The sequence below is a fragment of the Leifsonia sp. 22587 genome (assembly GCF_052044215.1).
GTDB lineage: Bacteria > Actinomycetota > Actinomycetes > Actinomycetales > Microbacteriaceae > Leifsonia > Leifsonia shinshuensis_C.
This window is the reverse complement of sequence record NZ_JBQENB010000002.1, coordinates 800,945-823,593: the sequence shown is the minus strand read 5'-3', so window position 1 is coordinate 823,593 and position 22,649 is coordinate 800,945. Positions and strand designations below refer to the sequence as shown.

Genomic DNA, 22,649 nt, shown 5'->3' with positions numbered 1-22,649 from the left:
CGCGCGGCCGGAGCCGGCCCGGTCAGACGCCGACCGGCTCCGGCCGCTCCTCCTCCGCGGACTCCGGCCCCGCGGACTCCGGCTCCGGAGCGGGAGCGGCGGCGCGCTTGCGGAAGCGCCGCTTCAGCCCGAGCGCGGGCTTCTCGATGAACCTCCACGAGAGGTAGGCGATCGGGAGGGTGATCAGCATGGTCGCCAGGAACAGCAGCCACGGGTTCAGCGGCAGCGCCCACTTGAGCGCGGCGAACACCAGCACCTGCGCCACGGGCCAGCCGTAGATGTACGTGCCGTAGGAGATGTCGTTCCGCAGCGGGAGCGACGGCCGGGCCAGCTTGCCCACCCAGATCACGACCACCGGGAAGGATGCGAGATAGATGACCCGGTGGATCTCGCCGAGGCTCACGTCGGGCCCGTAGAGGAAGGGCACCCCGGCCATCACGAAGCGCACGACGGCCGAGAAGACGCCGAAGTCCGCCGTGAGCGCGAGACCGATCAGCGCGAGGATCAGCACCTCCAGCCTGATCTTGGTGAGGTACAGGGCGAAGAGCGCACCCGCCGCGAACATCAGGAACATCGGCACGATCGCCAGCATGAAGTCGGACGTGTCGCCGATGCCCGCGAGGTAGAGCACCCAGCCCGCCGCGAACACGGCGGGGAAGGCGGTCCGGTTGAGGGCCCCGACGATGCCGAGCACGGCCACGGCGGCGTAGCAGACGACCTCCCAGGTCAGCGTCCACACCGGGCCGTTCGAGATGTACGGGACCGGGTTGTTCGCGAAGCTGTGCAGCCTCAGCGCGATGAGACTCGACAGGATGAGCGCCACCACGAGCCCCGGCACGATGCGGAGCACCCGGTTCATGCCGTACTGCAGCAGGGACCGGCTGCGCAGGAAGCTCTGCACGATCAGGTAGCCGCTGATCACGAAGAACCCGTGGACGCCGAGGTTGCCGAGCGTCCGGCCCCAGAGCACCGGCTCCGCCTGCCCGACGAGCGCGAACGAATGGGAGAAGATCACCAGCGTCGCGAACAGCAGCCTCAGAACGTCGAAGTTGTTCCGTCTCGGATCCACGCCGGATTTCCCCCTGCGGGCCGCGCGTGCGGGTCGTTCCCCGGCGCTTCCGCGCTCCCGTCGGCGAGCCTACTGCATCGTCGATCGGCCCTCTGGCTACCGCAGTCAGCGGGCCGGCCGGGTCAGAGCGGCCGGATCAGAACAGGTCGGGGGAGGGCGCGCTCGCGTAGCGGATGGACACGTCGGCGTGACGGTCGAAGCGGTAGCCGACGCCGCGGACGGTGCGCACGATGTCCTCGTAGCGGGCCAGCTTGGCGCGCAGGCGGCGGACGTGCACGTCGATGGTGCGCTCGTTCGGCACCTCGTCCTCGTCCGCGTCGCTCCACAGCGAGCTGATCAGCTCGGAGCGCTCGATCGTGCGGCCCTCTCGCAGGACGAGGTACTGCAGCAGCTCGAACTCCTTGTAGGTGAGCGCGACCGTCTGGTTGTCGAGCACGAGGCGCTTGCGCGAGATGTCGACGACGACGCCGGAGGCGGCGCGGTCCTCGTCCTCGTCGATCGTGACGGCCTGGCGGTGCTTCGCGACCGCCGACGGGTCCTGCAGCGCGAGGCGGACGACGTCCACGTCGCGGCCGCCGGCGCCGGCCGGGGCGAGCGCCACGGCGGCGTAGGTCTCGGCGGAGGGCGCGACCTCGGCGGTCAGGCGCTTCAGCGCCTCGACGATGCGGCCGAGGTCGGTGCCGTCGGCGGCTGCCTTGGCCTCGTCGATGCCGACGTAGAGGACGAATCCGCGGGCTTCGGTCCCCTCGGGGACGGCGCGGATGCGGGGCGCCTGCTCGGCGGGAACGGCGGGAGCGGCAGCGGCGGGAGCCGGAGCGGCGGCTCGGACCGGGCTGACCGGCGAGACGGAGGAGGTGCGGGGGTAGGCGGTGTCGATGGTGGCCAGAGACATGGGGATCGCGTCCTTAGTGATGATGTTCCGCATCCCGGTGCGACGAGACTCCGCGGGTACGCGGAGGTGCAGGGATTGTGCGGGGAGTGTTGTGTTGTGGCCCTACAGAGAGGGGCCGATGCGCGGGAGCGTGAGTGTGGAGCTCCCGGGGAGCGTGCGCCCGATCACGACGGGGTGACGTCGGAGGGCGGCTGCTCGGCGAAGGGTCGTCAGATTAGCGACACATTCGGCAACACATGACCGAGTCGCGGCCGGCCATCATCATGCCGGCATTCCCAAGGGCCTCGAAGGAGGTCAGGGTACGCGCGTTGTCAGTCATGCTGGACAGTAAAACCGATCGTGACGCGCGGTGTCAAATGGTTACGGTTTATTGCAGGCGATCAGACCGTGCCGTAGAGGCGGTCTCCGGCGTCTCCGAGACCGGGCACGATGTAGCCGTTCTCGTTCAGGCGCTCGTCGAGCGAGCCCAGCACGATGGTGACGTTGCGGCCCTCGGTCGCCTTCTCCAGCGCCGCGAGGCCCTCCGGGGCGGCGAGCAGGCAGATCGCGGTCACATCCACGGCGTTCCGCTGGAACAGGAAGTCGATGGCGGCGCCGAGCGAACCGCCGGTCGCGAGCATCGGGTCGAGCACGAAGCACTGGCGGTCGGAGAGGTCCATCGGCAGGCGCTCGGCGTACGTGGTCGGCTCCAGCGTCTCCTCGTTGCGGACCATGCCCAGGAAGCCCACCTCGGCGGTCGGCATCAGGCGCACCATGCCCTCCAGCATCCCGAGTCCGGCGCGCAGGATGGGGACGACGAGCGGACGCGGCTCGCTCAGCGCGACGCCGGTGGTCGTCGTCACGGGCGTCTCGATCTCCACCGGCTCCACGCGCACGCCACGCGTCGCCTCGTAGGCGAGCAGGGTGACGAGCTCCTCCGTGAGCTGGCGGAACACCGGCGACGGGGTGCTCTTGTCGCGGAGCACCGTCAGCTTGTGGGTGATGAGTGGGTGGTCCGCAACGTGCACTCGCATAGGCTCAAGGCTAGCCGAACTCGTCCGCCCGCAGCCCCGGGAGCATCCAGCCGTGAGCCTCACCGTCCCCACTCGTTACGAGGAGTGGATGCGGCGCGCCATCGCCGACGCGCGGCTGGCGTTCGGCACGGGGGACGTCCCGGTCGCCGCCCTCGTGATCGACGAGCAGGGCCGGGTGATCGGCACCGGCCGGAACGAGCGCGAGCTGCGGCACGACCCGACCGCGCACGCGGAGGTGCTGGCCCTGCGGGAGGCCGCGGCTACGCGCGACGACTGGCACCTCGAGGGATGCACGCTCGTGGTCACCCTGGAGCCCTGCGTGATGTGCGCGGGCGCCGTGCTCGCCGCGCGCGTGCCGACCGTCGTGTTCGGCGCGTGGGACGAGAAGGCGGGAGCGGGAGGCTCGGTCTACGACGTGCTGCGCGATCGCCGGCTGACCCACCGCGTCGAGGTGTTCGCCGGGGTGCTCGCGGAGGACTGCGGCGAGCTGCTGCTCGACTTCTTCCGCGCGAAGCGCTGAGCCGCGTTCAGGCGGGAAGGCTCTCCAGCCACTCGGAGAACGCCGCGCGCGACGCCTCCTGCATCCGGGCGTTGTAGGCCTCGCGGTCGCGCCGGAGCGCATCCGGGTCGATCGCCAGTTCATCCAGCTCGTTGTAGCCGTCGGCGACCCAGGACTCGTGCATCTCGTCGGTGACCTCGGGATGGAACTGCACCGCGAGCGCGTAGCCGCCGATCGCGAACGCCTCGTTGGAGTAGTCGCTCGACGACGCGAGCAGCGTCGCCTCCTCCGGGAGCTCGAACGTGTCGCCGTGCCACTCCACCACCGGGACGCCGTCGAAGTGCCGGATGGGCGAGGAGGCCCCCGCCTCCGTCGGGTCGACGCGGCGGTAACCGATCTGGGTGGTGTCACCCCGGTAGACCCTGCGGCCCAGCGCGCCCGCCATCAACTGCGCGCCCAGGCACACGCCGAGCGTCGGGCGCTCGGCGCCGAGCCGCGCGCGGAGCAGCTCCTGCTCGGCCTGCAGGAACGGGAACTCGTCCGTCTGGTACGCGCCCATCTCCCCGCCGAGCACGACCACGAGGTCCGCCTCCGCCGGGTCGATGGACGACACGTCCTCCGTCGTCACATCCACGATCCGAAGGTCGTAGCCGTGCTCGGTGAGCACGGGCCCGATGTTGCCGAGGTGGATGCTCGGGTCGTGCTGCAGGATGACGGCGGTGCGGGTCACTCGAGGCCTTTGATGACGATGGTGTCGGTGGCGGGCGCCCGGTCGTTCGGGTCGATCCAGACGTCGGGTTCGATGTAGATGACCCGGGCGGCCGGCACGGCGTCGCGGATGCGGCGCTCGACGGTGTCGATCGCGGCGGCGACGTCGGCGAGGCGGTGCTCGCCCGAGAACGCCAGCTTCGCCGCGACCATCAGCTCCTCCGGACCGAGGTACAGCGTCTTCATGTGGATGATCCGCTCGACCTCGTCGCCGGAGGTGATGGCCCGCTCGATCGCTGCGGCGTCGGCGTCGCTCGCGCCCTCGCCGACCAGCAGGCTCTTCGTCTCGATGCCGAGCACGACGGCGACCGCGACCAGCAGGGCGCCGATCAGCAGCGTCCCGATGCCGTCCCAGACGCTGTCGCCCGTGATGATCGTCATGCCGACGCCGATGAGCGCGAAGACGAGACCGGTCAACGCGGCGACGTCCTCGAGGAGCACGACGGGGAGTTCAGGGGCCTTCGCGCGCCGGATGAACTGCGGCCACGACATCCCCTTCTTGTGAGGCCGCGACTCGTGCACGGCGGTGCGGAGCGAGAACGACTCCAGGCAGATCGCGATGACGAGCACCAGGATGGGCAGCCACGCGTTCTCGAGCGGGTGCGGGTGCGTCAGCTTCTCGATGCCCTCGTAGATGGAGAACACGCCGCCGACCGAGAAGAGGATGATCGAGACGACGAAGGCGTAGACGTACCGCTCGCGGCCGTAGCCGAAGGGATGCTCCCGATCCGCGCTGCGCCGCGACCGGCGGCCGCCCAGCAGGAGCAGCAGCTGGTTGCCGGAGTCGGCGAGCGAGTGCACGCCCTCCGCCAGCATCGACGACGAGCCGGAGAACACCCACGCGATGAACTTCGTCAGCGCGATTCCGAGGTTCGCCGCGAAGGCGGCGACGATGGCCCTGGTCCCACCTGATGCGCTCATGTCTCCAATCCTAGGATGGAGCCATGGACGACGCGCAGAACGTGACCCTTCCGACCATCGCGATGCTCGGGGCGGGCTCGATGGGCCGCGCGATCCTCAGCGGGCTGCTGGCACCCGGCGTGCAGGTCGCCGGCATCCGCGTGACGAACCGGTCGGAGGCGCGCGCTGCGGAGCTCGCCGGGACCCCGGGCGTGACCGCCTACGCGACCGAGACCCGCGCCGACGCGAACCGCCTCGCGGTGGACGGCGCGGGCGTCGTCGTGGTCGCCGTGAAGCCGACCATGGTGCGCGACCTGCTCGCGGAGATCCGCGACTCGCTGGCGCCCGGCACGGTCGTCGTGAGCGTCGCCGCCGGTGTGACCGCTGAGACGATGGAGTCGCTGCTCCCGGACACCGTGTCCGTTGTCCGCGCGATGCCGAACACGCCAGCCGTCGTCGGCAAGGCCGTCACCGGCGTCAGCGCCGGCACGCACACCGACGCCGGCGACCTCGCGCTCGTCCGCGCCCTGTTCGAGACCGTCGGCGAGGTCGTCGAGGTGCCGGAGTCGCAGCTGGATGCGCTGAGCACGATCTCCGGCTCCGGTCCGGCCTACGTCTTCCTCCTCATCGAGGCCCTGACGGAGGCCGCCGTGCAGAAGGGCTTCACCCCGGAGCAGGCGGCCACGCTCGTGAACGGAACCTTCCTCGGCGCCGCCGACCTCCTCGTCTCGTCCGGCGAGGACCCGGCCGAGCTCCGCCGCCGCGTCACCAGCCCGAACGGCACCACCGAGCGCGCGATCGCCGTCCTCCAGTCCGCCGACCTCCCCACCCTCTTCGCCCGGGCAACCGACGCCGCCCTGGCCCGCGCCCGCGAACTAGCCGCCGGCTAACCCCGCCCGTCCCCCCTCCGTCGAGTACACAAAAAGTGCACGCCCGGGCGGCGTGTCGCGTGCACTTATCGTGTACTCGATCGGCGGAGCGCCCGGCGCACGCGGAGGGCGACCGCGTCGAACGGATCGGCGGCGGTGACGAAGATCACGTCCCAGCCGAGTTCGATGAGGCGTTCGCGGCGGCGAATGTCGTGGCGATAGGTGTCCGGGTCGGAGCGGTGGTGATCGCCGAGGTACTCGATCGCGACGTGAGCGTCCGGATACGCCAGGTCGATCATTGCCTCGCGTCGCCCATCCACCGATGAGTGGACGACATGGTTCAGTTCGGGTGACGGAAGGCCCGCGTCCTCGAGAGCCACCCGGAGCCGCGACTCCTGGGGCGAGAGTGATCCGTACCGCACTCGTTCGAGCGCCTGACGGAGAGCGGTGACGCCCCGGCGGCGGCCGTGACGGTGGACCGCCGCGTCCAGGTCCGCCCGCGTTGCCGGCGGTGTGAGCCCGGAGTACGGCTCGTCGCCGGTGATGAGGTAGTCGCCGATCGCGACGAGGTCGGGGACGGGGAGCAGGCTGCTCAGTTGAGCCCAGGTGTCGTGGGCGCTGACGACTCGGAGCCCATCCACCACCGACCAGCGGTGCTCGTCCGCGGTGAGCTGATGGGCGCGCACGCCGCGGAGCCGTGGTGGACGGTTCGGCTCGAAGACGGCGACTTCGACCTTCTCGGGCAGAGCCCAGATCGGCAGTGGGAGCCCGTGGATCATCGCCGCCGACCGGTGGCTGAACAGCGAGTACGGCGGCAGCACCACGCTGGCGGCCCGGCACTGCGCGAGATGGTCCTCGGGAGGAGCCTCCGTCCGCATCCCATGGAACGGCCGATGCATCCGCGTCCCGTAGACCTGACGTCGGGACGTCCCATGCGCCATCAGGTCCCGGGTGCGCGTGCCGATCTCATCCATGCCTCCACTCAACCGTCCGCGCGCCCCGCCCGCGGCTTATCCACAGCCCCCACCGTCGAGTACACGAAAAGTGCACGCGAATACGGCGAGTCGCGTGCACTTTTCGTGTACTCGACGGAGGGCGGAGAGGCGAGGGAGAGACGAGAGGGGGGCAGTCAGGGGTCGAGGGAGGCGAAGCGCTCGATGTCGGCGGAGGCCCCGGAGACGATGACGAGGTCGTGGTCGGAGACCACGGTGTCGGAGGTGGCGTAGGTGAAGGGGCGGCCGGGGCTCTTCACACCGACGACCGTGATGTTGAACTTGGAGCGCACGCCCGAGTCGCCCAGGCGCATCCCGCGGATCGACTTCGGCGGGTACAGCTTGACCAGGGCGAAGTCGTCGTCGAACTCGATGAAGTCGAGCATCCGCCCGGACACCAGGTGCGCGGTGCGCTCGCCCGCCTCCGCCTCCGGGTAGATGACGTGGTTGGCGCCGATCCGCTCCAGGATCTTGCCGTGCGACTTCGAGATCGCCTTCGCCCAGATCTGCGGCACCTTCAGGTCGACCAGGTTGGCCGTGATGAGCACGCTGGCCTCGATCGACGATCCGACCGCGACGACCCCGATCGAGAAGTCCTCCGCGCCGATCTGCCGCAGCGTGTCCATCGAGCGGGCGTCCGCCTGCACCGCGTGCGTGACCCGGTCGGCCCACTTCTGCACCAGCCCGGCGTCCGTGTCGATCGCCAGCACCTCGCGGCCGAGCCGGTCGAGCTGGCCGGCGGTCGCCGCGCCGAACCGGCCGAGGCCGATCACCAGCACGGGGGCGTTGTGCTTGATCCGGTCAACCAACGAGCGGCCTCTCCTCCGGGTTCTGGTACAGCTGCCGCCGCTGCCTCTGGGCGAGGGCCGCAGCGAGAGTCACTGTACCAACGCGCCCGCAGAACATCGTCGCGGCCATGATGTAGATGCCCCCGTCCGGCAACCGCTCCGTCAGTCCCGTCGTGAGGCCGCAGGTGGCGAAGCCGGAGATCACGTCGAAGAGCACGTGGTCGAGCGGCGCCTTGGTGATCTGCGTGATCAGGATGGTCGACACGGCGACGATCGTCGCTCCCCAGAGGGCGATGGCGACGGAGACGCGCAGGACGTCGGTCGGGATGCGCCGGCGGAACGCGTCCATCGGCTCCACCCCGCGCGCCTCGGCGAAAGCGGCCAGGAACAGGACGGCGAGCGTCGTCACCTTGATGCCCCCGGCGGTGGATGCGGACCCGCCGCCGATGAACATCAGCATGTCCGTGACCAGCAGGCTCGACCCGTGGAGGTCGTCGATCGGGATGGTCGAGAAGCCGCCCGAGCGCGCCATCGTCGAGAGGAACAGGGACTGGAAGATCGTGTGACCCGCATCCAGGCGTCCGAACGTCTTCGGGTTGTCGTACTCGAGCACGATGTAGAGCACGGCGCCCGCGACGAGCAGGATCAGCGACGTGAGCAGCGTCAGCTTCACGTGGATGGACCACCGGCGCCGTTTGAGCCGGAGGTTGGAGGCGATGGCCAGGATCACCGGGAACCCGATGGCCCCGAGGAACACGCCGATCATCAGCGCACTCAGGAACCAGTAGTCGGTCGCGAAGGCGTCGATGCCCTCGGTGTTCGGCGTGAAGCCGGTGTTCGTGAACGCCATGGCCGAGTAGTACAGCGACTCCCAGACGGCCGTGCCCACGTCGATCCCCGCGATGAGCATCCGCGGGAAGAGCAGCAGCGCGACCGCGCCCTCGATGACCACCATGCTGAGGGCGACCGTGGTCAGCAGCTTGCCGACATCCCCGAGCCGCACCGCCTGCCCCTCGTCGACCGGGCCGCCGTGCACGCGCAGCGGATTGCTGTCGCCGGCGGCCATCAGCTTGGCGCGCAGGCCGAGCTTCCGCGACACCACCAGCCCGAGGATGGACGCCATGGTCAGCACGCCGACGGCGCCCACCTGCACGCCGATGTACACCAGGAAATGGCCGAAGTAGGACCAGTGGGTGGCCATGTCGACGGTCGAGAGGCCGGTCACGCAGATCACCGACATGGCGGTGAAGAGCGAGTCGGCGAGGCCTGTCCACTGGCCGTTCGCAGAGGAGATCGGCAGCGAGAACAGCAACGTGAAGACGAGGATGAGCAGCGCGAACACCAGGATGGCGAACCGCGACGGGCTCCGTGCCGCGAAGCCGTTGACGACGTCGCGCACGCGTTCACTGGGGGTGGCGGGGCGTCCGCGGACCGTCCGGGTGGTGCTCATGTCTGGTCCTTCCCGTCGTCTTCCTGTGCAGGGGCGGGCTTCGGACATGGTACTGCGCCGGGGGAATGGCTAGCCTGGGGACATGGCCGACATCTTCGACGTGATCGCCGATCCGACGCGGCGCGAGATCCTGCGCGTTCTGCTCGACCGCAGCGGGGATGCGACGCATTCCGCAGGCGATATATCCGTGTCGGAGATCGTGGCGACGCTCGAACTGAGCCAGCCGACGGTGTCGAAGCACCTGAAAGTGCTGCGCGAGGCGGGCCTCGTCTCGGTGCGGGAGCTCGGCCAGCACCGCTACTACCGGCTCGACGCCGGGCCCCTCGAAGCCGTGGAGGACTGGGTCATTCCGTTCACGGCATCCGATGAGGATGTGGCGCTGAGCGTCCGCCTGGCCGAGGAGACGCGCGACTTCGCGAGCACGGTCGGCAAGGTGCTCGCCGACACCCGGCACCGGGTCTCGTCGGCCACCGAGCGCGTGACTCCGAAGAAGTGGCGCAAGGACTGACCGTCCCGAGTACCATGACGGGCAGGAGAGGGACGGGACCATGGCACACGATCTGAAGGATGTGCGCTTCCTGACGGTCGCCGAGGTGGCCGACATGATGCGTGTCTCCCGCATGACCGTCTACCGTCTCGTCCACGCCGGCGAGTTGCCGGCGATCCGTTTCGGGCGGTCGTTCCGCGTGCCCGAGTCCGCCGTCGAGCAGCTGCTGCAGACGGCCACCTCCCAAGAAAGCGGCGTCGCGGACTCGGCGTGACGTCGGGTAGACTGTCACTTCGTGTCGCCGCGCGCCCCGCGGCATACCCCTGATTCTTTGTGAGGTCTACGTGGGTTCCGTTATCAAGAAGCGTCGCAAGCGTATGGCGAAGAAGAAGCACCGCAAGCTTCTTCGCAAGACGCGCCACCAGCGTCGCAACAAGAAGTAGACCTCCGGTCTGCGGCTCAAGCGTCGGTCCATTCGGCCCGGCGCTTTTTGCTGTCCCGTCTAGAGTGGAGGCGTGTCCACCGTCTCCCTCACCCTCATCGGCAAGCCCGGCTGCCACCTGTGCGATGACGCCAGGGAGGTCATCCGCACGGTCATCGACGACCTGCCCGCGGAGGCACCGGAGGTCGCGGTGACGGAGGAGGACATCCTCCAGGATGCCGCCCTCCACGAGAAGTACGTGGAGGAGATCCCGGTGGTGCTGATCGAGGGACGTGTCCACACCTACTGGCGGGTCGACCCGGCCCGCCTGCGCACCGCACTGCTGGAGGCCCGATGACCATCCGCCACGTCGTCTCGTGGAAGCTCGCCACCTCCGACCCCGCCGTGCGCGCGGAGCACGCGGCGACCATCAAGCGCGGGCTGGAGTCGCTCCCCGCGGTGATCCCGCAGCTGCGCTCGCTGCAGGTCGGCGTGAGCGCCGCGCCCGGCGACGACTTCGACGTGGTGCTCATCAGCGATTTCGAATCGTTCGACGACATCGCCGTCTACCAGGAGCATCCGGCTCACCTCGAGGTCGCGGGCTTCATCCGCTCCGTCGTCGCGGGGCGTGCGGCGGTCGACTTCGAGGTCTGAGCGCCGCTCGACGCGAGCCGCGAGGCCGCGAGCCGCGATCGATGAGCCGGTCTCAGAGGACGGGCGTGCGATCGATGTCGGCGTCGTTGCGGCGGTAGTCGGAGAGGAACTGCGCGAGCGTCCGTGCGTAGAGGGCCTTCACCCGGTCGCCCGCGGCGTCGCCGTCGCGTTCCTTGATCGCGGTCAGCACCTCGCCGAGCGCAGCGGGGAGGTCGTCGACCCCGAACGGCCGGTCCCACACCGAGATGTAGCGGAGCAGCTGGGGGCTGAGTCCCTCGCTCACGGAGGCGAGCACCTCGTTGCCGCCGGCGCGTGCCAGCTCGAGGAAGAAGTCGTTGAAGGCGTGACCGAGAGCCGGAAGCTCTCGCGACTTCGCCGCCTTCTTGACGTCCTTGTGCGCCTTCTCGATCCGCGTGACGGCGACGTTGGAGAGCGTCGGCACGATGGTGCGCGCGGCGTGCTCGTGCAGCAGTCCGGTCGTGTAGATCGCCTCGTCGATGGCCTTCAGGTCGATGGGCGCGACCCGGGTGTAGCGGTTGGGCGCCATCTCGACGAGCCCGATGTCGGCCAGTTTCATCAGCGCTTCACGGATGGGCGTGCGCGAGACTCCGAGCCAGGCGGTGAGCTTCTCGTCGAGCAGCGTCTCGCCGGGTTCCAGGGTGCCGTCGAGGATGCCGTCGTAGAGCCGCGTGTAGACCACGTCGCGCAGCAGCCGGCGCTCGACCGGCGCGGTGTCGTTCACGGGCAACGGCATCAGCGGAGCTCCTTCGTGGTCGTGGTGAACTCGTCCGCGACGCCGACGAGGGCCGGGTCGAACAGCTGCGCTGCGGCGCGGCCGGCCTTCTCGGCCTTGCCGGCGACCGCCGCGTCGATCAGCGCGGTGACCGACGGCCGCGCCTTGCGGAAGGCGGCCGTGCCCGGGGTGGCGTTCAGCGCACGCTGCACCTCGGGCAGGTGCCGCTTCAGGAGGCGAGCGACGGTGCCGTTGTCGAGACGGCGCACGAAGACGCCGAGGAATCCGTCCGCGGTCAGGCCGGTGCGGACGAGCGACGCCGGGTCGGTCTCCTCCGCCGCGTCGCGGAGAGCCGCACGGTCGCTGTCGGTGAGCAGGGGGGTGGCGTCGCGGACGACGCCGGCGACCACCACGCCGACCGTGGCGATGAGCTGGCGGACCCGCTCCGGCTCGATCGGCGTGACGCGCGTGCGCCGCTGAGGGAGGATCTCGACGAGACCCATCGTGGCCAGCTGATTCAGTGCTTCGCGGACGGGGGTGCGGGAGACGCCCACCCACCGCTCGATCTCGGCGTCGTAGAGCTGCTCGCCGGGAAGCAGGTCGCCCCCGACGATGGCGTCGAGGAGGCGCAGGAACACTTCGTCACGGATGAGCCGGCGAGGGCTGGCGACTCCGGTCACGGGCACGGGCATGGATGTATGTTACATCCCGGGTTCTCGGGTCACGGTGCTGATGTGCAGAGTGTCGAACGCGCGTAATCCAGGCGATATCGGCACGACGACGCCCATCAAGTCCCCATCCGGCGTCCAACGGGCGCTCAGTCTGGCGGGCGTAGGCTGAGCGGGTGACATCCGCACCGACGACTCGGTGGGAGACTGGCGCGACGGTCCTCGAGGCCGAGACCACACCGCTCGACGACGTCCGCCAGCTCATCCCCTTCCTCGATTCCCGCACGCCCCTGCTCTGGCTGCGCAAAGGCGAGGGGATGGCCGGCATCGGCGAGGTGCTCCGCCTCGACTTCACGGGGCCGGACCGGATCGAGCAGGCGTCGGCCGCCTGGCGCGCGACCGCGGCGGCCGCGACGGTCGCGGACGACGTCCGCACCCCGGGGACGGGCCTCGTCGCCTTCGGGACGTTCGCGTTCGATGACGAGAGCTCCGCGGTCAGCACCCTGATCGTCCCCGAGATCGTCATCGGCCGCCGGGGGAGCCGCAGCTGGATCACCCGCATCCGCCGTGCCGGAGGCGCGGAGAACGACCGGCTCCCGCGCCCGACGGCGTTCGGCGACGAGTACCGGCTGAGCCTGTTGCCGGGTGAGCTCGGGTCCGACGGCTACCGGTCGGCAGTGGCGGACGCGGTCGAGCGGATCCGCGAGCAGGACCTCTCGAAGGTGGTGCTGGCCCGCGATCTGCGCGGCCATCTGCCGCTCGAGTCCGACCTCCGTCGTGCGCTCGTCGAGCTCGCGCTCGGGTACCCCGACTGCTGGACCTTCGCCGTGGACGGCCTGGTCGGCTCGTCGCCGGAGACGCTGGTCCGCGTCCACCACGGAACCGTGACCGCGCGCGTGCTCGCCGGGACGATCTCGCGCGGACCGGACGCCGCAGCGGATGCCGCCGCCGCAGCCGAACTCGTCGCGAGCGCCAAGGACCAGGGCGAGCATCGCTTCGCGGTCACCAGTGTGATGGATGCGCTCCGCCCGCACAGCGCGGACCTCGCGGCCAGCGACGAGCCGTTCACCCTGAAGCTCCCGAACCTCTGGCACCTGGCCACCGACATCGCCGGGATGCTCAGTGACGGGTCCAGTTCCCTCGACCTCGCGGCTGCGCTGCACCCGACCGCCGCCGTGGCCGGGACGCCCCGCCGCGAGGCGCTCGCGCTCATCCGGGAGCTGGAGCCGTTCGACCGCGGACGCTACGCCGGACCGGTCGGCTGGGTCGGCGGGGACGGCGACGGCGAGTGGGCGATCGCCCTCCGCTGCGCCCAGCTGACGCCGACGGGGGACCTGACCGCGTACGCCGGGGCGGGGATCGTCGCCGACTCCGACCCGGATCGCGAGCTCGCCGAGACGTCGATGAAGTTCCGCCCGATCGTGGAGGCGTTCGGCTGATCCGCCGGCGCGGTCAGGACGCGTCGAGGCGGCGCTTCTGCTCCTCGACGTCGTAGTCGGGCACCGGCCACTCGAGGCCCAGCCCCTCCAGGGCGCGGATGAGGATGCGCTGCACCGCCGCGCGGGCGTACCACTTGCGATCGGCGGGGACGACGAACCAGGGTGCGTAGGCGCTGGTCGTCCGGTCGAAGACGACCTGGTACGCCTCCTGGTACGAGTCCCAGTGCAGCCGCTCGTCGACGTCGGCGGGGTTGAACTTCCACAGCTTGTCGGGCCGCTCGAGCCGGGAGGCGAGCCGCTTCTTCTGCTCCTCCTTGCCGAGGTGGAGCATCACCTTGACGATGGTGGTGCCGGACTGCGCGAGCTCCTTCTCGAACGCATTGATCGCGCCGTAGCGCCGCTCCAGCTCCTCGGGTGGGGCGAGCGAACGGACGCGGCCGATGAGCACATCCTCGTAGTGGGATCGGTCGAAGACGCCGACCTGTCCGGCGGCGGGGACCTCGCGCCAGACCCGCCAGAGGAAGTCGTGCGCCAGCTCGTCGGGCGTCGGCTTGCCGAACCCGGCGTAGTGCACGCCGCCGGGGTTCATGGACCCGATGACGTGGGAGACGATACCGCCCTTGCCGGCGGTGTCCATCGCCTGCAGCACCAGGAGGACCGACCGGGGCTCGCCCTCGCGGCCGCACGCGAACAGCTTCTCCTGGAGGTCGGCCAGGCGCCCGGCACCCTCGGCGAGGTCCTTCTCGCCCTCCTTCTTGCCGCCGTCGAAGCCGGGAGAGGCGTCGGTGTCCTGATCGGACAGGCGGAATCCGGGCTGCACCCGCAGCACCTCGTACGGGTCCTCGGTCCAGCTGCTGTCGTCGCTCACGTCCGGCCTCCTCCCACGGGCACGATCGCCGGGCCCGTGACTCCTGGCACGCATGGTAGCCCCGCCGCAGTCTGCAAATGCCTGCTAGCCACGATCACCGGCCCGGCATTACCGTGTGGCCGATGAGAGGGGCCTGAGATGGGTTCGTTCTGGAATGCGTTTCTGTACGTCTTCTATATCTTCGCGTTCGTCGCGTTCTTGATGGTCCTGTTCACCGTGCTGGTGGACCTGTTCCGAGACACCGAGCTGAACGGCTGGTGGAAGGCGCTGTGGGTCATCTTCCTGATCTTCCTTCCCGGCATCGGGCTGCTGGTGTACCTGATCGCGCGCGGGCGCGGGATGGCCGCCCGCAACCTGGCGCGCCGGGCGACGGTCCCGGAGGACGACAGCTGGGGGCAGCATCCGACACCGTCCGCGACACCGGCCGCGGACATCCAGCAGGCGCAGACCCTGCTCGATCAGGGCGTGATCAGCGCGGGGGAGTTCGACGCCCTCAAGGCCAAGGCCCTGGGGCAGCGTTACTGAGCGATGCCGTGGGATGCCACCCTCCCGGTCCCGCCCGGCGCTCGCTGACCATTCGGCGTGCATTCGGGGGCCGGAATGCACCGCGCGGACGCCGCAGCCTAAGCTGGTGGAGTGAGTAAGGCCGACCTCAGCAAGCAGCCCGCCCAGGTCGCCGCCATGTTCGACCAGGTGTCGACGCGCTACGACCGGACCAACGCCGTCCTGTCGGTCGGCAATGCGGCGCTGTGGCGCGTGGCGACGACGCGAGCCGTGGACCCCCGTCCGGGCGAGACGATCCTCGACGTGGCCGCGGGAACGGGGACGTCGAGCGCCTCTCTCGCCCGCAACGGAGCCTCCGTCGTCGCGGCCGACTTCTCCGAGGGGATGATCGAGGTCGGGCGCCAGCGCCAGGCCGGTAATCCGTTCGTCCGGTTCGTGCAGGCGGACGCCATGGCGCTCCCGTTCGACGACGACTCGTTCGACGCGGTGACCATCTCGTTCGGCCTGCGCAACATCGTCGACCCCAAGAAGGCGCTCGCCGAGTTCTACCGGGTCGTGAAGCCGGGCGGTCGCGTGGTCGTGTGCGAGTTCTCCCAGCCGCCCCTCGCTCCGATCCGTGCCGGCTACTCCGCCTACCTCAAGTACGGCATGCCCGTGCTCGCCCGCGTGGCCAGCTCCAACCCGGCCGCCTACGAGTACCTCATGGAGTCGATCGAGGCCTGGCCCGACCAGCGCACGCTCGCCGGGTGGCTGCGCGAGGCCGGTTTCGAGCGGGTGGCCTTCCGCAATCTGACCGCGGGGATCGTCGCGCTGCACCGCGGCTTCAAGCCCGAGCGCGCGGCCGTCCCGGAGCCGGAGGCGGCGCCCGTTGCGAAGCCGAAGACGCCCGCGAAGCCGAAGGCTGCGCCCGCGAAGCAGAAGGCCGCTCCCGCCAAGCCGAAGGCCGCGCCCGCGAAGCCGAAGGCCGCGCCCGCCAAGCCGGCATCCACCGGCGCGGCCGGTTCCGAACCGTCAGCGTCCACCGTCCCGTCCGAGGGGGAGTAGTGCCACGAAGTGTCCCGGCCGTGCGGCGCGCGTCGCTGACCGGTCAGCTCGGCTTCACCGAGCGGATCTTCATCCGCGGTGAGGACCGCGAGCTGGCCAACGCCGTCGACGACGGCCTCGCCCACGTCGAGGACGGCCTGCTGCGCGAGATGCGCTTCGCCGACGGCCTCGCCGACGTGACGGCCCGCTACCTGCTCGAGGCCGGCGGCAAGCGCGTGCGCCCGATGCTCACCCTGCTCGCCGCGCAGCTCGGCGACGGCACCAACCCCGATGTGCTCCAGGCCGCGGAGGCGGTGGAGATCACCCACCTGGCGTCGCTCTACCACGACGACGTCATGGACGACTCGCAGATGCGCCGCGGCGTCCCCAGCGCCCAGTTCGTGTGGGGGAACTCGGTCGCCGTGCTCACCGGTGACCTGCTGTTCGCGCGCGCCAGCAAGCTGGTCTCCGCGCTGGGCGAGCGCGCCATCCAGCTCCAGGCGGACACGTTCGAGCGGCTGTGCCTCGGCCAGCTCCACGAGACCATCGGCCCGCAGGAGGGCGAGGACCCGGTCGAGCACTACATCGGCGTCCTGAAGGACAAGACCGGTTCTCTCATCGCCGTGGCCGCTCAGATGGGCGTCGTGTTCTCGAACGCCCCGACGTCGTACGAGGAGCCCGTCGTGACCTTCGGAGAGAAGATCGGCGTGGCGTTCCAGCTCATCGACGACGTCATCGACCTGTCCGGTCAGGGCGTCGCCGAGACCGGCAAGACCCCCGGCAACGACCTGCGCGCGGGTGTCGCCACCCTCCCCGTGCTGCGCCTGCGCGAGCGCGCCGTCTCGGACCCGGAGGCGGCGGCCCTGCTCGAGCGCCTCGAGCGCGACGTCATGGGCTCCGCGGAGGACGGCGAGGTGACTTCCGAGGCCATGGACGCGATCGCGGCGCTGCGCGAGCACGACGTGACGCGTCAGACGCTGGAGGAGGCGCACCGCTGGGCGCGCGAAGCGGTGGAGGCTCTGGAGCCCCTGCCGGACGGCCCGGTGAAGAAGGCACTCGTCCGGTTCGCGGACACCATCGTCGAGCGCTCGAGCTGAGCCGGACGCGACACCAGAAGGAATCAACGAATGACCAAACTGCGACTGGCCATCGTCGGCGCCGGCCCGGCGGGCATCTACGCCGCCGACATCCTGCTGAAAGCGGAGCGCGGCTTCGACGTGTCCATCGACCTGTTCGAGCAGCTTCCCGCCCCGTACGGCCTCGTCCGTTACGGCGTCGCCCCCGACCACCCACGCATCAAGGGCATCATCACCGCACTGCGCGAGGTGCTCGACCGCGGTGACATCCGCATCTTCGGCAATGTGCAGTTCGGCCGCGACATCACCCTCGACGACCTGAAGCGCCACTACAACGCCGTCATCTTCGCGACCGGCGCGGTCCGGGATGCGGACCTCGAGATCCCGGGCATGGAGCTCCACGGCTCGTACGGCGCCGCGGACTTCGTCAGCTGGTTCGACGGCCACCCGGATGTTCCGCGCACCTGGCCGCTCGAGGCGAAGTCGGTGGCCGTGATCGGCAACGGCAACGTGGCCCTCGACATCTCCCGCATGCTGGCGAAGCACGCGGACGACCTCCTGCCCACCGAGATCCCCGACAACGTGTACGAGGGGCTCAAGAACTCTCCGGTGACGGACGTGCACGTGTTCGGCCGGCGCGGACCGGCGCAGGTGAAGTTCACGCCGCTGGAGCTGCGCGAACTCGGCGAGCTGCGCGACGTGGACATGATCCTCTACGACGAGGACTTCGACTACGATGAGCAGTCGAAGGCCGCGATCCAGAGCAACAAGCAGGTCATGGTGATCGACCGCGTGCTGCAGCAGTGGCGAAGGCGCGAGGTCGGCAGTGCCTCGCGGCGCCTCCACCTGCACTTCTACGCCAAGCCCCTCGAGGTCGTCGGCGACGAGCACGGCAATGTCCGCGCCCTGCGCTACGAGCGCACCGCGCCCGACGGGGAGGGCGGCGTCCGTGGCACCGGCGAGATCCGCGAGCTCGAGATCGACGCCATCTACCGGGCGGTGGGCTACTTCGGGTCGCCGCTTCCGGGCATCCCGTTCGACCGCAAGCACGGCGTGATCCCGAATCACGAGGGCCAGGTGCTGCGCAAGGGCGACAACGAGCGCATGTACGGCGTGTATGCGACGGGGTGGATCAAGCGCGGTCCGGTCGGACTCATCGGTCACACCAAGTCGGATGCGATGGAGACGATCAAGCATGTGATCAACGATCAGGGAAACTGGTGGTCTCCCGCCGACCCGTCCGAGCAATCTGTGGAGAACCTGCTGCGCGAGCGCGGTGTGGAGTACACGACGCTCGACGGCTGGCACAACCTCGACGCGCACGAGCAGGCGCTCGGCGCCGAGCGCGGCCGGGTGCGCATCAAGGTCGTCCCCCGCGACGACATGGTCCGCGTCTCCAACGGCGAACCGGTCGGAAGCGGCTCCGCGTCCGCCGGCCAGCCCTCCGGACAGGCCGAGTAGCCACCGCCCCGGCATGAGCGACGCGCGCGAATGGCGACCCGACGTCCTCGGTGAGCCGTTCGAGCAGCTGACCCTCCCGCTCGGGACGGACGCCGAGGGCGACGTCGTCGCGACGCTCGTGCGGTACTCGCCGCGCCCCCGGCTGCACCTCCACCGCGGGCCCGCCGCCGATGCCGACGTGCTGTACGTGCACGGCTGGTCGGACTACTTCTTCCAGACCGAGCTCGCCCGGTTCTGGCACGACCAGGGCGCCCGCTTCCACGCCCTCGACCTGCGCAAGTACGGCCGCAGCCTGCGGGAGGGGCAGACGCCCGGCTTCGTCGACGACCTCGCCGTCTACGACGAGGACATCGCGGCGGCGTTGGAGGCGATGGGGCACGGCGAGGACGCGACGGGCCGCCGGCGGCTGATCCTGCTCGGGCACTCCACGGGAGGGCTGACGTTGAGCCTGTGGGCCGACCGGCACCCGGGGCGTGCGGATGCGCTCATCCTGAACAGCCCGTGGCTCGAGTTCCAGGCGCACTCCGCCGGGCGTGCGGCGCTGACCCCGCTGGTGGACCTCCGGGCGAAGCTGGTGCCGAACGCGCCCATGCCGAACGTCGACCTCGGGTTCTACACGCGGACGGTCTCCCGCACGATGGACGGCGAGTGGGACTACGACCTGGCGTGGCGTCCGGTGCGCGGCTTCCCCGTGCATCCCGCCTGGCTGACCGCGATCCTCGCCGGCCACGCCCGCGTCGCCGCCGGCTTGAGCATCCAGGCGCCGGTGCTCACCCTGCTCTCCGCGCGGTCGACGCTGCTGCCGTTCTGGTCGCCCGACATGCTGCGGTCGGATGTGGTGCTGGTCGTCCGCGACATCGCCGAGCGCGCGCTGTGGCTGGGGCCGACGATCACCGTGTCCTGGGTGCAGGATGCGCTGCACGACGTGTTCCTGTCGCGCCCGGAGGTGCGCCAGGCGGCGTACACGTCGGTGGAGCGGTGGATGCAGGGCTACCTCGACGAGCGCTGACGCCCGGGATCTCCTGCATCGCCAGATGATTTGCCCTCCCGCTATGGTGTGGCCACGTCGGACGGCAGGCCCTCGTGTCGCAGGTCGCGTCCGCCCCTGAATGGAGGCGCCCGTTGCCATGGACACCACAGGAACCAACCTCGTCTGGATCATCGCGGCGCTTGTCGATCTCGCCATCAAGATCGCGGCGCTCATCATCATCCCGCGACGGCGCAAGCCGACCGCCGCGATGGCGTGGCTGCTGGCGATCTTCCTCATCCCGTACGTCGGCATCCTGCTGTTCCTCCTGATCGGAAGTTTCCGGCTGCCGAGGAAGCGCCGCGACGAGCAGCGGCGGATCAACGCCATCATCGCCGAGCGGGTCGCGGGCCGCACAGAACCGGAGGAGGCCGCGGGCTGGCCGCGGTGGTTCCAGCGGGTCGTCGAGCAGAACCTGTCCTTGACCGCACTACCCGCCATCGGCGGCAACTCCGCGGAGCTGCTGCGCGACTACCGCGGCTCGATCGACGCGATGGCCGCGGAGATCGACACGGCGACCTCGTTCGTGCACGTCGAGTTCTTCATCGTCGCCTGGGATGACACGACCCGGGGTTTCTTCTCGGCGATGGAGCGTGCGGTCGCCCGCGGCGTCACCGTCCGGCTCCTCGCCGACCACCTCCCGTCGCAGAAGATCCCCGGGAGCAAGGAGACGTTCGCCGAACTCGACCGCATCGGCGTCAAGTGGGCGTGGATGCTGCCGGTGATGCCGTTCAAGGGCAAGTACCAGCGTCCGGATCTGCGCAACCACCGCAAGCTGGTCGTCGTGGACGGCCAGGTCGGTTTCATGGGGTCGCAGAACCTCATCGACCGCAGCTACGACCTGCCCAAGAACATCAAGCGCGGCCTCCAGTGGCAGGAGCTGATGACGCGGCTGACCGGGCCGGTCGTGGCCTCGGTCAACGCCGTGTTCCTGTCGGACTGGATGATCGAGACCGGCGAGTTCGTGGAGCAGGAGCACGTCCCCGCCGCGGTGCTGCCCCGGACGGCGTCCGCGGAGGAGCTGGTCTGCCAGGTGGTGCCGAGCGGCCCGGCGTACCCGACGGAGAACAACCTGCGGATGTTCCTGTCGCTGATCTACGGGGCGACCGAACGCGTCATCATCACCAGCCCGTACTTCGTCCCCGACGAGGCCATGGTCTACGCCATCACGACCGCCTGCGAGCGGGGGCTGGACGTGCAGCTGTTCGTCTCGGAGATCGGCGACCAGGGCCTCGTCTATCACGCACAGCGCTCGTACTACAGCGACCTGCTCGAAGCGGGCGTGCGCATCTTCCTGTACCCGGCGCCGTACATCCTGCACGCCAAGCACCTGTCCATCGACGACGACATCGCCTTCATCGGGTCGAGCAACATGGACATCCGCTCGTTCAGCCTCAACGCCGAGTCCTCACTGCTGGTGCGGGGCCGGTCGTTCGTCGCCGGGATGCGCGAGGTCGAGGAGGGGTACCGGGATGCCGGACGCGAGCTGACCCTGGACGAGTGGCGTCACCAGCCGGGCAAGGCGACATTCCTCGACGGTCTGGCGCGGCTCACCTCGGCGCTCAACTGACCACCGCGGCCCGCCCTGCCGGCCTGGGCGCGCGCTGCCTCAGCGGAAGTTGACGAACTGCACGGCCACGTCGAGGTCGGCGTTCTTCAGCAGGGCCATCGTGGCCTGCAGGTCGTCGCGGCTCTTCGAGCTGACGCGCAGCTCGTCGCCCTGGATCTGCGACTTCACGCTCTTGGGTGCCTCGTCGCGGATGAGCTTGTTGATCTTCTTGGCCGCATCCTGCTCGATGCCGTTCTTGAGCCCGACCTCGATGCGGAACTCCTTGCCGGACGCGTACGGCGCTCCGGTGTCGAGCGACTTGAGGGTGATGCCGCGCTTGATGAACTTGGACTCGAGCACCTCGAGCACGGCCTTCACGCGCTCCTCGGTGTTGGCTTTGAGGAGGACCTTCTCGCCGCTCCACTCGACCGACGCCCCGACGTTCTTGAAGTCGTAGCGCTGGTCCACCTCCTTGCGGGCCTGGTTGACGGCGTTGTCCGCCTCCATCTTGTCGACCTTGCTGACGACGTCGAACGAGGAGTCTGCCATGATGTCCGTCCTTCCCGTGTTGAGCTGCCCCCAGTCTACGAGGGAGCGGCCGCCGCAGCGGGGTGCCCGCCGCCTTGACGTCCACCGCGGGCGTGCGTCAGGCTGAGGTAAGGCTTACCTCAGTTTGGAGACCGAATGGCGCAGCCCATCCCCTTCTCGCAGGCGCTGCGCGAGCGCACGCGCGGCGTCCACCAGGAGAGCGAGGGCGCCGTCTTCATGCAGGACCTGATGAGCGGCCGCGGGTCGCGCGACGACTACATCATGCTGCTGTCCCAGCACTACTTCATCTACGAGGCGCTGGAGGAGGCGACCCAGTGGATGGCGGCGGATCCGGTCGCGACGCGGTTCATCAGCCCGAAGCTGACCCGCCTCCCGGCCATCGAGACGGACCTCGAGTTCCTGCTCGGTGAGGAGTGGCGGGAGCGGGTGGCACCGCTGCCGTCGACGCTGCGCTACACCGCGCGCATCCGCGAGGTCGGGCGCACGTGGCCCGGAGGCTTCGTCGCCCACCACTACACGCGCTACCTCGGCGACCTGTCGGGCGGGCAGATCATCCGGACGCTGCTGCAGCGGCAGTACGGGTTCGAGACCAACGGTGTCGGCTTCTACCTGTTCGCCGACATCGCGAAACCGAAGCTGTTCAAGGACACCTACCGCGACGAGCTGGACGCGGTCGAGTGGACGGACGAGGAGCGCGACCGCGTGATCGGCGAGGTGGCGCTGGCGTTCCGCTTCAACACGGAACTGTTCGACGACCTGGCGACCGCGAAGGCCGCCGCGGCCTGAGGGATCTCACGCGGTCTGGGCGAGCTCGACGTAGTAGGTGACGTGGCAGCCGTCGCCGCCGCACTCGATGCACAGGGTGATCTCTTCGACGTGCTGCGTCGGGTCGGCGCCCGTGCCGTCGCACCGTTCGCAAATCTCCAACGTTCTCATGCCTCGATTGTGCG

At 69.8% G+C, this 22,649-nt stretch carries 28 protein-coding genes; 15 read left to right on the top strand and 13 right to left on the bottom strand.

Going from position 1 to position 22,649, the window contains the following annotated elements; translation table 11 throughout:
* Positions 1 to 22 precede the first annotated feature (22 nt).
* From ACTJI1_RS11965 to upp, 3 genes are all read right to left on the bottom strand, one after another.
* Positions 23 to 1,069, bottom strand: coding sequence for an acyltransferase family protein (locus ACTJI1_RS11965; RefSeq protein WP_440742818.1), 1,047 nt, complete (start codon positions 1,067 to 1,069; stop codon positions 23 to 25).
* Positions 1,070 to 1,205: 136 nt separating this feature from the next.
* Positions 1,206 to 1,961 carry a winged helix-turn-helix domain-containing protein gene (locus ACTJI1_RS11960; protein WP_440742817.1) on the bottom strand — a complete coding sequence of 252 codons (756 nt, stop codon included), beginning with the start codon at positions 1,959 to 1,961 and terminating at the stop codon, positions 1,206 to 1,208.
* Positions 1,962 to 2,341: 380 nt separating this feature from the next.
* The gene (gene upp / locus ACTJI1_RS11955) at positions 2,342 to 2,974 is read right to left on the bottom strand and encodes a uracil phosphoribosyltransferase (protein ID WP_440742816.1); all 633 of its coding nucleotides are present in this window, start codon (positions 2,972 to 2,974) and stop codon (positions 2,342 to 2,344) included.
* Positions 2,975 to 3,026: 52 nt separating this feature from the next.
* Between upp and tadA the strand changes: the two genes are divergently transcribed.
* On the top strand, positions 3,027 to 3,494 hold the full coding sequence (tadA, locus tag ACTJI1_RS11950) for a tRNA adenosine(34) deaminase TadA (protein ID WP_310133348.1): 468 nt from the start codon (positions 3,027 to 3,029) through the stop codon (positions 3,492 to 3,494).
* Between the two features lie 7 nt (positions 3,495 to 3,501).
* On the opposite strand, the gene ACTJI1_RS11945 is transcribed toward tadA, so the two are convergent.
* Together ACTJI1_RS11945 and ACTJI1_RS11940 are read right to left on the bottom strand one after the other, a co-directional pair.
* On the bottom strand, positions 3,502 to 4,203 hold the full coding sequence (locus ACTJI1_RS11945; protein ID WP_440742815.1) for a glutamine amidotransferase: 702 nt from the start codon (positions 4,201 to 4,203) through the stop codon (positions 3,502 to 3,504).
* Positions 4,200 to 5,162 (bottom strand): cation diffusion facilitator family transporter, encoded by a 963-nt coding sequence (locus tag ACTJI1_RS11940; RefSeq protein WP_310133352.1) that lies wholly within the window; start codon positions 5,160 to 5,162, stop codon positions 4,200 to 4,202. Before ACTJI1_RS11940 ends, ACTJI1_RS11945 begins: the two co-directional genes overlap by 4 nt.
* Before the next feature lie 23 nt (positions 5,163 to 5,185).
* Here ACTJI1_RS11940 and proC point away from each other — a divergent pair, with 23 nt between their 5' ends.
* Entirely contained in the window at positions 5,186 to 6,031 is an 846-nt protein-coding gene (proC, locus tag ACTJI1_RS11935) for a pyrroline-5-carboxylate reductase (protein ID WP_440742814.1), read from the top strand.
* A gap of 65 nt (positions 6,032 to 6,096) precedes the next feature.
* Here proC and ACTJI1_RS11930 read toward each other — a convergent pair whose 3' ends face one another.
* From ACTJI1_RS11930 to ACTJI1_RS11920, 3 genes are all read right to left on the bottom strand, one after another.
* Positions 6,097 to 6,984: a hypothetical protein gene (locus ACTJI1_RS11930; RefSeq protein ID WP_440742813.1), complete on the bottom strand. Its 888-nt coding sequence runs from the start codon at positions 6,982 to 6,984 to the stop codon at positions 6,097 to 6,099.
* 155 nt (positions 6,985 to 7,139) lie between these two features.
* Entirely contained in the window at positions 7,140 to 7,811 is a 672-nt protein-coding gene (locus ACTJI1_RS11925) for a potassium channel family protein (RefSeq protein ID WP_310133360.1), read from the bottom strand.
* Entirely contained in the window at positions 7,804 to 9,240 is a 1,437-nt protein-coding gene (locus ACTJI1_RS11920) for a TrkH family potassium uptake protein (protein WP_440742812.1), read from the bottom strand. Before ACTJI1_RS11920 ends, ACTJI1_RS11925 begins: the two co-directional genes overlap by 8 nt.
* 82 nt (positions 9,241 to 9,322) lie before the next feature.
* On the opposite strand from ACTJI1_RS11920, the gene ACTJI1_RS11915 reads away from it, so the two are divergent.
* From ACTJI1_RS11915 to ACTJI1_RS11895, 5 genes are all read left to right on the top strand, one after another.
* Complete coding sequence (locus ACTJI1_RS11915; protein ID WP_310133366.1) at positions 9,323 to 9,748, top strand: ArsR/SmtB family transcription factor; 426 nt, start codon at positions 9,323 to 9,325, stop codon at positions 9,746 to 9,748.
* Between the two features lie 40 nt (positions 9,749 to 9,788).
* On the top strand, positions 9,789 to 10,001 hold the full coding sequence (locus tag ACTJI1_RS11910) for a helix-turn-helix domain-containing protein (protein WP_440742811.1): 213 nt from the start codon (positions 9,789 to 9,791) through the stop codon (positions 9,999 to 10,001).
* A gap of 70 nt (positions 10,002 to 10,071) precedes the next feature.
* On the top strand, positions 10,072 to 10,170 hold the full coding sequence (locus ACTJI1_RS11905; protein ID WP_003792170.1) for a 30S ribosomal protein bS22: 99 nt from the start codon (positions 10,072 to 10,074) through the stop codon (positions 10,168 to 10,170).
* Between the two features lie 72 nt (positions 10,171 to 10,242).
* The gene (locus ACTJI1_RS11900; protein WP_440742810.1) at positions 10,243 to 10,506 is read left to right on the top strand and encodes a glutaredoxin family protein; all 264 of its coding nucleotides are present in this window, start codon (positions 10,243 to 10,245) and stop codon (positions 10,504 to 10,506) included.
* On the top strand, positions 10,503 to 10,802 hold the full coding sequence (locus ACTJI1_RS11895; protein WP_440742809.1) for a Dabb family protein: 300 nt from the start codon (positions 10,503 to 10,505) through the stop codon (positions 10,800 to 10,802). Before ACTJI1_RS11900 ends, ACTJI1_RS11895 begins: the two co-directional genes overlap by 4 nt.
* 52 nt (positions 10,803 to 10,854) lie before the next feature.
* Here ACTJI1_RS11895 and ACTJI1_RS11890 read toward each other — a convergent pair whose 3' ends face one another.
* Both ACTJI1_RS11890 and ACTJI1_RS11885 read right to left on the bottom strand, forming a co-directional pair.
* The gene (locus ACTJI1_RS11890; protein WP_440742808.1) at positions 10,855 to 11,556 is read right to left on the bottom strand and encodes a GntR family transcriptional regulator; all 702 of its coding nucleotides are present in this window, start codon (positions 11,554 to 11,556) and stop codon (positions 10,855 to 10,857) included.
* Entirely contained in the window at positions 11,556 to 12,227 is a 672-nt protein-coding gene (locus ACTJI1_RS11885; protein WP_440742807.1) for a GntR family transcriptional regulator, read from the bottom strand. The genes ACTJI1_RS11890 and ACTJI1_RS11885 overlap by 1 nt, the downstream gene beginning before the upstream one ends.
* Positions 12,228 to 12,379: 152 nt before the next feature.
* Between ACTJI1_RS11885 and ACTJI1_RS11880 the strand changes: the two genes are divergently transcribed.
* Positions 12,380 to 13,642, top strand: coding sequence for an isochorismate synthase (locus ACTJI1_RS11880; RefSeq protein ID WP_310133377.1), 1,263 nt, complete (start codon positions 12,380 to 12,382; stop codon positions 13,640 to 13,642).
* 13 nt (positions 13,643 to 13,655) lie between these two features.
* On the opposite strand, the gene ACTJI1_RS11875 is transcribed toward ACTJI1_RS11880, so the two are convergent.
* Entirely contained in the window at positions 13,656 to 14,510 is an 855-nt protein-coding gene (locus tag ACTJI1_RS11875; RefSeq protein WP_310133380.1) for a polyphosphate kinase 2 family protein, read from the bottom strand.
* 138 nt (positions 14,511 to 14,648) lie between these two features.
* Between ACTJI1_RS11875 and ACTJI1_RS11870 the strand changes: the two genes are divergently transcribed.
* The 6 genes from ACTJI1_RS11870 to cls all read left to right on the top strand — a co-directional run bounded on the left by ACTJI1_RS11870 (position 14,649) and on the right by cls (position 21,171).
* The gene (locus ACTJI1_RS11870; RefSeq protein ID WP_440742806.1) at positions 14,649 to 15,035 is read left to right on the top strand and encodes a hypothetical protein; all 387 of its coding nucleotides are present in this window, start codon (positions 14,649 to 14,651) and stop codon (positions 15,033 to 15,035) included.
* 111 nt (positions 15,036 to 15,146) lie between these two features.
* Entirely contained in the window at positions 15,147 to 16,058 is a 912-nt protein-coding gene (locus tag ACTJI1_RS11865) for a demethylmenaquinone methyltransferase (RefSeq protein ID WP_440742805.1), read from the top strand.
* Positions 16,058 to 17,134 carry a polyprenyl synthetase family protein gene (locus ACTJI1_RS11860; protein WP_440742804.1) on the top strand — a complete coding sequence of 359 codons (1,077 nt, stop codon included), beginning with the start codon at positions 16,058 to 16,060 and terminating at the stop codon, positions 17,132 to 17,134. The genes ACTJI1_RS11865 and ACTJI1_RS11860 overlap by 1 nt, the downstream gene beginning before the upstream one ends.
* Positions 17,135 to 17,164: 30 nt before the next feature.
* Positions 17,165 to 18,574, top strand: a complete 1,410-nt coding sequence (locus ACTJI1_RS11855; protein WP_440742803.1) for an FAD-dependent oxidoreductase — start codon at positions 17,165 to 17,167, stop codon at positions 18,572 to 18,574.
* A gap of 13 nt (positions 18,575 to 18,587) precedes the next feature.
* Complete coding sequence (locus ACTJI1_RS11850) at positions 18,588 to 19,583, top strand: alpha/beta hydrolase (protein ID WP_440742802.1); 996 nt, start codon at positions 18,588 to 18,590, stop codon at positions 19,581 to 19,583.
* 118 nt (positions 19,584 to 19,701) lie between these two features.
* Positions 19,702 to 21,171 carry a cardiolipin synthase gene (gene cls, locus ACTJI1_RS11845; protein ID WP_440742801.1) on the top strand — a complete coding sequence of 490 codons (1,470 nt, stop codon included), beginning with the start codon at positions 19,702 to 19,704 and terminating at the stop codon, positions 21,169 to 21,171.
* 39 nt (positions 21,172 to 21,210) lie between these two features.
* Here cls and ACTJI1_RS11840 read toward each other — a convergent pair whose 3' ends face one another.
* On the bottom strand, positions 21,211 to 21,699 hold the full coding sequence (locus ACTJI1_RS11840) for a YajQ family cyclic di-GMP-binding protein (RefSeq protein WP_121263440.1): 489 nt from the start codon (positions 21,697 to 21,699) through the stop codon (positions 21,211 to 21,213).
* Between the two features lie 135 nt (positions 21,700 to 21,834).
* On the opposite strand from ACTJI1_RS11840, the gene ACTJI1_RS11835 reads away from it, so the two are divergent.
* On the top strand, positions 21,835 to 22,485 hold the full coding sequence (locus ACTJI1_RS11835; RefSeq protein WP_440742800.1) for a heme oxygenase (biliverdin-producing): 651 nt from the start codon (positions 21,835 to 21,837) through the stop codon (positions 22,483 to 22,485).
* A gap of 6 nt (positions 22,486 to 22,491) precedes the next feature.
* Here ACTJI1_RS11835 and ACTJI1_RS11830 read toward each other — a convergent pair whose 3' ends face one another.
* Entirely contained in the window at positions 22,492 to 22,635 is a 144-nt protein-coding gene (locus ACTJI1_RS11830) for a hypothetical protein (RefSeq protein ID WP_310133401.1), read from the bottom strand.
* Positions 22,636 to 22,649 lie beyond the last annotated feature (14 nt).